The organism is Paenibacillus wenxiniae (genome assembly GCF_039822605.1).
GTDB classification, from domain to species: Bacteria; Bacillota; Bacilli; order Paenibacillales; family Paenibacillaceae; genus Saccharibacillus; species Saccharibacillus wenxiniae.
Map to the genome: position 1 here is coordinate 1 of NZ_JBCGUH010000031.1, position 11,434 is coordinate 11,434.

The 11,434-nt window shown below is 44.0% G+C and carries 8 protein-coding genes; 1 reads left to right on the forward strand and 7 read right to left on the reverse strand.

What is annotated here, in order from left to right:
- The first annotated feature begins 789 nt into the window (after nt 1-789).
- Nucleotides 790-2,088, forward strand: a complete 1,299-nt coding sequence (locus tag AAHF22_RS23550) for a molybdopterin-dependent oxidoreductase (RefSeq protein ID WP_347327440.1) — start codon at nt 790-792, stop codon at nt 2,086-2,088.
- A 295-nt stretch (nt 2,089-2,383) separates the two neighbouring features.
- On the opposite strand, the gene AAHF22_RS23555 is transcribed toward AAHF22_RS23550, so the two are convergent.
- The 7 genes from AAHF22_RS23555 to AAHF22_RS23585 all read right to left on the reverse strand — a co-directional run.
- Nucleotides 2,384-2,851, reverse strand: a complete 468-nt coding sequence (locus AAHF22_RS23555; protein WP_347327441.1) for an SMI1/KNR4 family protein — start codon at nt 2,849-2,851, stop codon at nt 2,384-2,386.
- A gap of 26 nt (nt 2,852-2,877) precedes the next feature.
- Nucleotides 2,878-4,902 (reverse strand): NAD-dependent DNA ligase LigA, encoded by a 2,025-nt coding sequence (gene ligA / locus AAHF22_RS23560; RefSeq protein WP_347327442.1) that lies wholly within the window; start codon nt 4,900-4,902, stop codon nt 2,878-2,880.
- Nucleotides 4,903-5,036: 134 nt separating this feature from the next.
- Nucleotides 5,037-7,376, reverse strand: coding sequence for a DNA helicase PcrA (pcrA, locus tag AAHF22_RS23565; RefSeq protein WP_347327443.1), 2,340 nt, complete (start codon nt 7,374-7,376; stop codon nt 5,037-5,039).
- Between the two features lie 268 nt (nt 7,377-7,644).
- Entirely contained in the window at nt 7,645-8,334 is a 690-nt protein-coding gene (gene pcrB, locus AAHF22_RS23570; protein ID WP_347327444.1) for a heptaprenylglyceryl phosphate synthase, read from the reverse strand.
- A 158-nt stretch (nt 8,335-8,492) separates the two neighbouring features.
- Nucleotides 8,493-9,374, reverse strand: coding sequence for a methionyl-tRNA formyltransferase (locus AAHF22_RS23575; protein WP_347327445.1), 882 nt, complete (start codon nt 9,372-9,374; stop codon nt 8,493-8,495).
- A 36-nt stretch (nt 9,375-9,410) separates the two neighbouring features.
- Nucleotides 9,411-10,835 carry an undecaprenyl-phosphate glucose phosphotransferase gene (locus AAHF22_RS23580; protein WP_347327446.1) on the reverse strand — a complete coding sequence of 475 codons (1,425 nt, stop codon included), beginning with the start codon at nt 10,833-10,835 and terminating at the stop codon, nt 9,411-9,413.
- On the reverse strand, nt 10,832-11,434 hold a 603-nt coding region (locus tag AAHF22_RS23585; RefSeq protein ID WP_347327447.1), incomplete at its 5' end, for a glycosyltransferase family 2 protein. The genes AAHF22_RS23585 and AAHF22_RS23580, both read right to left, overlap by 4 nt.

Below are 11,434 nucleotides of genomic sequence, written 5' to 3' on the forward strand. Positions count from 1 at the left end.
TAGGCACGCCGCCAGCGTTCGTCCTGAGCCAGGATCAAACTCTCCAATAAAGTGTTTGACGTGCTCATTTCTTGCTGACATTCGGTTTCCCGAATTTATGATTCAAATCCTATTTGTTCAGTTTTCAAGGAACTTGTTTATTTGTTTCGCAACAACTCTTATATAATATCATGTTTAGAATTGTTAGTCAACAACTTTTTTTAATTTGTTTTTCGTGAAGCATTTGTGCCGCTCGAGGCGACTCGAATAATATATCATGTATTTATGAAGTTAGCAAGTGTTTTTTCAAATCTTTTTTATCCTTATCATTTCCGTTAATATATTCCCACTATAATGGTAGTGCTTTACCCCTCATTATAATCTTAATTATGAGTTCTTATTATTGAATGTTTCTCCTTTACTACTGCATTCATCGGTACTTCAACTAATTTCAACCGATCCACGCCTACTCAACTTCTCCATTCCCTTATAACAATGATCTATTCAAATATGATCTATCATTATAGTAATTCTTAATGTGAGTTCTTATTCGTACCAATTCTAACTGTGCTCTATAAGTACTTCAATCATCTAATTTTAAAGTATAAATATTACAACTTGCTCACACTCTGTTACTATTGTGCATTATAATCATTTTAAAAGAGTCTATATCTAAAAGTAAGTAATCATTGCTGCAATCCAAATGCTCTATATTTGCGAATTACTCATAGTGGATATTGTGCCGGATGTCATTTTGAACGAAGACCTATCTATTACATCGATGTGTTTACACATGAGAAGGAGGTTGCTATGGGTCGTCTGCTAGCTTCCATTCAAAAGAGTTTTGGCAAAAAGCTAGTGCGCATCCATGCATGGAACGCATGGCTTGTCGCTTTGCTAGCGATTACAGGATTAGTTTTACTCGGTGGCTTTTGGCGAGAGGTGCTGGGCGAAGTTAGGGTATGGATTCGCTGGATTCATATTATTGGAGGTCTGGCACTACTTGTGCCTGTCATCTATTATCTATTTCTTGCCTCCAAGCATTGGAAGCAGATTCGCGAAAAGCCCGCTCAGAAGACAAATGTAATTCTAGTTATGATTTTACTGGTAGGCTGGATCGTTTCCGGTATTCTGTTGTGGTTGCTGCGTCAAGTTGGGCCTACAGTTGCCAACACAGCTCTATTTGTACATGATCTGCTAACATGGGTCGGTCTGCCTTATATTATCTATCATTCGATTACACGTACCGCCTGGTTGAAAGACCCGAAGAAACGTTCTATCCAATTGCAGCCTGATCGCGATATGGTACAACCAGCTCCTACAACAGGCGCGACTACGACCATCAAGCCGAATCGAACAGCTACACCACAGGAAGCAACCCCCTTTTATACAAGACGTGCTTTTTTACGTACAGCGATCGGTGTAGGTTTAGCAATTTCAGTAGGACCGACCTTTTTGCGCTGGTTAGGTAACTCGTTAACGAGCAGTGGTGGTAGCTGGGAAGAGGTCGCTGCCAGTAATCCGAACAAAATGGTGCCTAACCCAACCCCACTATCCGATTCCAAACCACCGATTGGTGGTGGCGCGCAGGGAGAGTTTCGCGTTTATACGGTAACACCGATTCCTTCGTTTGATAACAGCAACTGGTCTTTTACGATTGACGGACTCGTAAATAAGCCGCAAACATGGAATTGGGAGCAATTTTTGAAAATTAAACGCAAAGTGCAAGTGAGTGACTTCCACTGTGTAACGGGCTGGTCAGTCTACAAAAACACATGGGAAGGGATTCCACTACTCGATTTTTTAAGTATGGCTGGTGTGAAGCCCCAAGCGAAAACGATCAAATTTTACTCCGGTGACGGTGTGTATACAGATTCCATTACATTGGAACAAGCACAGCTGAAAGATATTATGGTCGCACTTCTTCATGATGGTAATATTATCCCTGCTGATCTGGGGGGTCCTGTACGCCTCGTCATCCCCAAAATGTATGCCTACAAATCGGTAAAATGGTTGAATCGGATTGAACTTATTGCTGACGACCATACAGGTTATTGGGAGCAGCGCGGTTATGATAAAGATGCCTGGTTACCCGATAATCTGAGTTAAGCTTTGCTTGGCATCTGACAGGTGTTTATCGTATATCAGATAGGAGATAAAGAAGGACGAGAATTTCTACATACGTAGAAGCTCTCGTCCTTTTCATTTACAACATTTTAAAAACTTTACTTACGCCTAATGCCTAATCATTTGATACGACTACAATCAGATAGCCTGATGACAATAGTATAGTTCGAATCCATCCAGGCGAATCTATATAGCCCTTTATTTTAAACATACATGCTGTAATCTGTTGAATGAATCTTCAAACCTGCCATATTAAAACCTAAACGGATAACACGACTTACTTCTCTTTCATTCTGCGGTTCACATCCAGCGCCCAGCTTGCCATGTCTGCCAGCAAAGATGGAAGATCTGGCGCGATAGGCTCTAATGGCGATTCATCATAGCCATCATGATATAGACGGAACACGGCTCCTTCTTCTTCAAGCACTAACAGATCACCATCACCAAATGACCCAATCGGAAATAGCTCACGGTCCGGTAACCCTGCATCTTGCTGTCGATACTCAGCGATCAGTTGCACACCTTGCGGATACGCCCATTCCAATTGTTTCAGCCCATATACTACAGGGTTTGCAAACCTTAACGGTCCAAAGCGCAATAACAATATACGATACGGCTGCGGGAACACGACATGATGACGCAGCTCAAATATTGCCAGCCCATCTACCGTTTCAGGCACGGTATGCTCATCTCCCCATGCCCGATACGCTTCTGTCAGCAGTGGTTCGATTTCCTGCATGTCCATCCGTGCATCTCCTCGCTTGTGTAAGCTTACTCTAGCTCCAGCAGTCGCTTCAGTTGCTCTTCGTCTTCGATAACCTCAAGACCAAGCTCCTGCGCTTTTGTCAGCTTGCTGCCTGCTTTTTCGCCGGCAATCACGATATCTGTCTTTTTGGATACACTGCCAGTGACTTTAGCTCCAAGCTGCTCCAACCGTAACGCCGCTTCGTCACGTGTCATCGTCTGTAATGTGCCTGTAAGAACGACTGTTTTGCCATTAAAATACGAATCTTCGCGTATCGCTACTGCCGGTGCTTCTGGAACTTGAGGCTGGACGCCCAGATTAAGCATTTTATCAATACCTGCCTGCATAAATGGATCAGCGAAAAATTCTACAATGCTCTCTGCTACAATCGAGCCTACATCCGGCAGCTCGACTAACGCTTCTACCGTTGCTGTGCGGATTTTGTCCAGATCGCGATAGTGCTCTGCCAGCATGCGTGTTGTCGTTTTACCTGTATTTGGAATTCCGAGTGCATACAGGAAAGAAGCAAGATCACGCGTTTTGCTATCTTCAATCGCTTGCAATAAATTGTTCGCTTTGCGCTCACCGAAACGTTCCAGTTTGGACAGATCATCGAATTGTAATGTGTACAGATCAGCCGGTTCACGTACATTCAGTTCATTATGAAGCTGTGTTGCAGTCTTAATGCTAAATGTCTCGATATCCATCGCATCGCGCGAAGCAAAATGCGTAATCCGAGCAACAATTTGCGGCTCACACCCAAAACGATTGTTACAGAACAGATGTGCACCGCGTTGTTCCAATGGGAAGCCACATGCCGGACATTGTTCAGGGAAAATAATCTCTTCCCCATCGTTTTCTTCGGACACCTTACCTAGAATTTCTGGAATGACATCGTTAGAGCGGCGAATATACACTCTCGTACCGAGGGCAAATTTCAGATTTTTACGTTCAATATCACCGATATTGTTGAGCGTACAGTTCTGTACCGTCACCCCTGCCAGTTCGACCGCTTCTACACGTGCTAACGGTGTAATTTTACCGGTTCGTCCTACATTCCATGATACCGATTCCAAAATCGTACTTGTTTCTTCCGCTTCAAATTTATAGGCAATAGCCCAGCGTGGGAATTTATCCGTATAACCGAGCACTTCACGCGTTCGCATATCCGTCAGCTTCACAACCGCTCCATCGATCAGATAATCCAATGTATTCCGCTCCTGCTGGATCTCTTCCAAACGTGCAATCACATCATCAAAGTTATCAAAATACGATACAGCCGGATTCACACGAAAATGATTATCCCGCAGAAACTGCATCATATCCTGCTGGTTCTCAAACCGTACATCTTCTGCATAGCCGATATTATAAAAATAAGCATTCAGCTTTCGCTTCGCGGTTGTGCGTGGGTCCAGATTACGCAGTGCGCCAGCCGCTGCATTACGCGCATTTTTAAGCTTGTCTTTATCGATCGCAGCTGCATTATACGCTTCCAGTACAGACAGGTGCATAATGCCTTCACCCTGCACTTCAATCTTGCCGTCTGTAAACGGAATCGACAATGGTACCGAACGAATCGTCTTCACCTGCTCTAAAATCCCTTCACCGACTACACCATTGCCCCGTGTAGATGCCTGAACAAGTCGACCATTTTCATAGGTCAGGTTGAGGGTAAGTCCATCAAATTTCAGTTCAACCGCGTAAGCTGGCTCAGGTAGCGGTTGATCTGGATTTTTTTCATTATAATCACCGATCAGTTTGCGAGCACGAGTATGCCAGCTCGATAGCTTTTCAAGGTTTTGCGCTTTATCCAGACTCCACAATGGAGCCAGGTGACGATGCGGAGTGAATCCTTTTAACAGCTCGCCGCCTACACGCTGCGTAGGTGAATCAGGCAATACGATGCCACTTTCCTGCTCTAGTTGTAATAAACGATCATACTGAGCGTCATAGTCTTGATCGTCAACCAAAGGCTCATCCAATGTGTAATAGTGATAATTATAATTATTCAGATCAGCGACCAGCTTCTCCATTTCCTTCATCGGATCCATACGCATCTCTCCCGTTAATAGTATGTAAGGCGGCTGTAACGATACAGCCGCCTATCATGTTGCCTCATATGCTATAAGCTGTATGATCGGATAAACTCACCTGACCATCCTGCTTCGTTATACTTTTGCGATCATCACGATTCCACTTTTGTAATCGGGGCAAAGCCAGCTAGTAGACGTTTCAAGCCTACAGGCGCTGGAAAGGCAATTTGCAGCTCCATATCATTACCTGTCCCTTTAACCGCGACGATCGTACCAATTCCCCATTTACCATGCGATACTTTATCGCCTGCCTGGTAGCTACCATCTCCACTTGCAACTGGATTCGGTGTTCCTTTGCCCGTCGTTACCGTTACGCCAGACGAAGCTGGTGTGCTACGAGGTACAGCACGCGCGGATGAACCACTACCAAACGATGCAGAAGACTCGCGGCGATTGCCAAAATTACTGCCACCCCCACCAAAGCCACGTGAACCATTACCATAACTACTGCCGGATGCTCCACGTCTAAAGTTGTTTGGCGCTACACGCGTATCTTCTTTGTACTGTTCCGGAATTTCCTCTAAGAAACGGGACGGTGGATTCGCTGTCGTGCGACCAAACAGTGTGCGCATCTGAGCGCAGGACAGGAAGAGTTGCTTCTCCGCGCGCGTAATCCCTACATAAGCTAGACGACGTTCTTCTTCCAGCTCATCGTTATCCATAAATGCACGGCTATGCGGGAAGACGCCTTCCTCCATACCGATAATAAATACAGTCGGGAATTCCAGACCTTTCGCACTGTGCATCGTCATCAATACGACCGCATCTTCTTGCTCTTCTGGCTTATCCCCCATCGTGTCGATATCTGCAATCAACGCCAGATCAGTCAGAAAGGCAATCAAAGATTTATCTTCATTATTTTTCTCAAATTCCATCGTTACGGACTGGAACTCTTCAATATTCTCGACGCGTGCTTTAGATTCCAGTGTATTCTCACGTTGCAGCTCTATACGATATTCGGACATTTCCAAAATCTTTTCCGTCAGCTCGGTTACCGACAGATAGTCTACCATCTGGTGCAGGGCAGCGATCATATCGTAAAATTCCACCAGCGCATTACGTGTACGTCCGGCAAAACCGAGATCATCCACAATCTCCAGCACTTTAAAAATAGAAATCCCACGTTCACCCGCTGCTGCTGCCAGCTTAGCAACACTTGTATCACCGATACCACGCTTTGGCACATTAATAATGCGAGTAAGGCTAATATCATCATCTGGATTAGAGAGCAGTCGTAAATACGCGAGCAGGTCTTTGATCTCTTTACGATCATAGAACTTGATGCCGCCAACGATCTGGTAAGGAATATCTGATTTGATTAGCACTTCCTCAATGACCCGCGACTGAGCATTCGTACGATACAAAATGGCATGATCCTGATAAGGACGGCCTGTTTTCACACTTTTATGAATTTCCGAGCTTACAAAATAAGCCTCATCATGCTCCGAATCAGCACGATACACTTTAATCTTGGCGCCGCCTTCTTTGTCTGTCCATAGATTTTTCGGCTTGCGTCCGCTGTTGTTGCCGATCACTTCGTTAGCAGCGCTTAGTATATTAGAAGTCGAACGATAGTTTTGCTCCAGCAGAATCGTTTTCGCTTCTGGATAATCCTGTTCAAAATTAAGAATGTTCGTAATATCTGCCCCACGCCAGCGATAGATCGACTGATCGCTATCACCGACAACACAAATATTATGATGCGCATCCGCCAACATTTTGCAGAGCATATATTGCGCACGGTTCGTATCCTGATACTCATCGACATGGATGTAGCGGAATTTCTTCTGATAAAATTCCAGCACTTCCGGCACTTCTTTGAACAGTTGAATCGTCTTCATAATCAGATCGTCAAAATCGAGTGAATTGTTCGCACGCAGACGACGCTGATACATCGTATACACTTTCGCGGCAATCCCTTCGAAATAATCACCGATTTTGCGTTCATATTGTTCGGGAGTGACCAGTTCATTTTTGGCGGTACTGATCATCGATTGTACGGTTTTTGGTTCAAACTTTTTCGTATCCATGTTCAGTTCCTTCATACAGGAACGAATAACCGACAGCTGATCACCAGAATCCAGAATCGAGAAGCTGGATGTAAAACCAATCCGTTCAATATCTCGGCGCAAAATGCGCACGCACATCGAGTGAAACGTGGATACCCAGATTTCGCGTCCATCCGGACCGACCAGCTGGGATACACGCTCCTGCATTTCGCGTGCAGCTTTGTTCGTAAACGTAATAGCCAGAATGCCCCAGGGTGCTGATTTACGGGCATCGATAATATGGGCGATCCGGTGTGTCAGTACGCGTGTCTTACCACTACCGGCACCCGCCATAATGAGTAATGGGCCGTCCGTTGCCAGCGCCGCCTCTTTTTGTCTTGGATTCAGACGGTTAATGGCGTCCTTGATGTTGATCATCGTCATTGTGTTGTATTGCCCCTTTCAAACCAATAAATTCGGTGAAGTCGATCCGCCTTATGCAAGAAAAGTCAGACTAGCACGCTAGGCTAGTGCCTTGACCAAGTTAAATATTATATTTATCATGTGCAGGTATATCCATAGATCCGGATTTAAAATCAATCTCAGTCAACATACTATGGCTAGGGACTCGTCTGTCTGGATGGATACATACCATAAACCTATTGCTACGATCAGATCAGAATAAGTCGAACATCATCCATTGGACGCTGATTCAGCCCTTTACAGCAGCCACGGTAGTTAACGCTTGTTTTAGATCGTTATACAGGCTATTCCCTACAATAATCGTATCACAGTGATGTGCGGCCTGACGTGCAGTTTCTGCATTCGTAATGCCACCGCCGTAAAATACACGTGCCTCACGAGTTACTCTGCGAATATCTGCGACCAGCTCCATATCGCCAAAACGACCACTGTACTCGATGTAGACGACAGGCAAACGCAATAAACGTTCTGCCGCCTGAGCATACGCAGCGGCACGATCAGCTTCCAGCTCGGTATGTGCCCCGGTTAACTGTGCTACAGTGGAATCGGCATGTAATACAATATACCCTTCCGGTACAATCAATTCCCACGGAATCAAATGGCTGTACTGCTCAATCGCTTGCACATGCTGACCGATCATCCAGCGACTATCCTCGGTATTCAGAACCAGTGGAATCATATACAGATCAAAGCCCGGTACAACCGCTTCAAGGTCAGACACCTCCAGCACGCAGGGCAGCTCATAGCGACGTACACGCGACATCAAGTCTACCGTATTATCATAGGTCACACCAGATGACCCACCGATCATAATCGCATCGGTTCCAGACATACAGATTTGGTCCAGATCCTCATCCGATATTACCCGATCCGGGTCAAGCTTGAATACGTGGCGCCACGCTGTTATCTCGTCTCTCAATGGTATTCCTCCGTCTTTTCTACAACCTTCAAATTAAGTCTATGATAGGCAGTGTACAGTGTCAATGATCTGTTCGTATATTATGCGAACAGGATACTTCGTAATTAAAAACCCACCCTTCTTTAAAAGAAATAGGGTGGGTTGGCTCAATATATTGATTATTTGAAACGTACTCTAAACTTTTTCATAGGTATTAATTCACTATTATTCAATTCATCACGCATACTTACTATTTTTAATAGTCCTTCTTTACAAACGATAACAGGGAAACCTTCCTTCATAAAAATAACCTTACCCGGCGTTCTATTTTCAACGACTACATCTTGAATTACTTCACTTTCAAATACCCTTACTTGCATTCCATCCATTGTGGTTTTAGCTCCTTTAAACGGAAAACCTGTTGCATCTATAAACCTTTTGATATCATGGGCACTTTGATTCCAATCAATTTCATAATCTTGTTCGTCTCTCCATAGACTGTAAGTTGCTTGAGCATTATCTTGTTTAACTGCCTTAACTTCCTGCTCAGAAACAATTCTTTCAACAATATCTAAAGCAAGATTGGAATATAGAGTAGACATATCTTTTATTGCATCTTGAATTTTTATAGGATATCGAACTTTCATCGACTGCTGACCAATAATATCTCCTTCATCGTATTCTTCAGTTGCATATAAAGCCGTTACACCTACAATATCTTCTCCATTTACTAAAGCGTTCACTAGAGGGCTGAAGCCACGATATTTAGGAAGTAATGAATCATGAAAAACAATTAATTTGCTGTCCGTATTGATAATCCAGCGCCAACCAATGGCAAAGCTAAATTCGCTATTACTCTTTGGAGCATCAAGTCTATTATAAATAGGAATATTATTTTCTTGACAAATACACTTTATTTCCGAGTAATAATCTTTAATCACATTTTTATCTTCGCTTGATATAACAAACTCTATATGATCTGAACCAACGTTTTGTATAATATGTTCTAATACAGTGTAACCCTTCTCATTCATTAAATAGAGACTAAATGTTTTGTTCATACTTCCCCCTGAATATGAGAAATTTAATAGTTATACTTAGTAAGCATTTTTATTAACAAATCCATTACGGATCGTTTTGAAAATAATTTTGATATCGAACAGCAGTGACCAGTTCTCGATATAGAAAATATCATGATTAATGCGATCCTCGATTGATGTATCGCCACGTAGACCATTGCTTTGTGCCCAGCCGGTAATACCTGGACGTACATGGTGCTTGACCATATATTTAGGAATTTCCTCGCGGAATTGTTCAACATAATAAGGACGCTCTGGACGTGGGCCGACGACGCTCATATCGCCAATTAACACATTGAAAAACTGCGGCAGCTCATCCAAACTTGTCCGGCGGATAAACGAACCAAATGCCGTCTTGCGTGGATCATTCGCTGTCGTCCAGCCGGTATCGATCTGTCCCTCAGGAATGACACGCATGGAGCGAAACTTGAACATCATAAAGTTTCGACGATTAAGTCCAACGCGCTCCTGTTTGAAAATGATCGGTCCCGGCGAAGTGAGTTTCACGCCGATCGCCACGACGAGCATAATGGGAGACGTAACCGCAATCGCTATTAAGGAAAAAGCAATATCGAACGCACGTTTAAAAATACGATTGGCTGCGATATCGAGTGGAATATCGCGCACATTGATCATCGGCATTCCGGCAAAATTATCGAAATACGGACGTGCTGGCAAATAATCGAAAAAGTCAGGAATGATCAGCGTGCGTACACCTGCTTTTTCACATTCAGCAATGATCCACGGATATTTATCATGGGCATCCAGTGGCAAAGCGAGAATGACTTCATCGATCATCATCGATTGCAGCTTTTGCCCCAGCTCATCAATTTTACCGAGCACCGGCTTATATTTACGCAATTCAATATTATCGAATGTCCGGTAATCATCAAGGAAACCGACGATTTCATAGCCCATTTCTGGATATTGCAGCAGGTTATCGTAAAACCGTTTGCCTAATGAACCAGCGCCCAGAATAAGTACAAACTGCTTGTTAAAGCCCTTCTGACGTGCGCGTTTTAAGCCAAGTTTGATTACGTAACGATAAGCCATAATGAATAGCAAATTTAGAATCATGAAGGCTAACAGATAGTAACGCGAAATATTGACTTCTTTTACGAAAAATAACGCGCCGAGCAATACAAAAATACTGACCGCATGGGTTTGCGTAATTTTGAGCAATTCATCGGCAAAACGCTTTTTGCGCTTCGGTGAATACAGACTGCTCATCGTTCCAATTAAGATCGCGATGACGGCATAGATCAGACTCCACATCCAGTAGGTCTCAATTGGAAGTGCACCATATCCTTCCGGCGAATTATCATACGGAAAAATATCGAATTGAAACTTCAGCAACCAGGCTGCCAAAAAGGAAATCTGAATCACCGAGAAATCCGCTAAAATGTACAAACGGGTCAAAAATCGCTGATTTTTGCGGATCACGAATGAACGCTCCTTTCGGTTTCGGCTGCCGACGCTTTAGCCGGACGCAATAGTTTATTTTGAATAAGCGATAAAGTCAGCTTTACACCGATGCCTGCGTACACGGCTCCATTGGTAATAAACGAATACCGCTTGCGATAATGCTTCCGATGAAATAACCACATCGCCCGATGAAACTCATAAATAATCTTAACCGGCTTACGACGACTGCTTGCCCCTTTATAATGTACGATAAAGGTATCCCCGCGATAATGAATTTCCCAGCCTGCTTCTTTGATACGATAACACCAGTCGATATCTTCGCCGTACATGAAAAATTCCTCGTCCAGCCCACCGATCTGCTGAATCACCTCACGACGCACGAGCATAAACGCACCGACGAGCGAGTCCACCTGGTAGCATTCATCGGGACTCAGATATCCAAGCTGGTATCCGTTAAATTTAGGATGGTCCGGGAACAGCTTAGATAATCCAAATGCATAATAAAACGATGCAGATGGTGTTGGAAAGCCGCGCTTGCACGCTTTATCCAGCGAACCGTCCGGCAAAATGATCTTGCACCCTGCTGCACCTGCACGTGGATGGCTGTCCATAAAAGA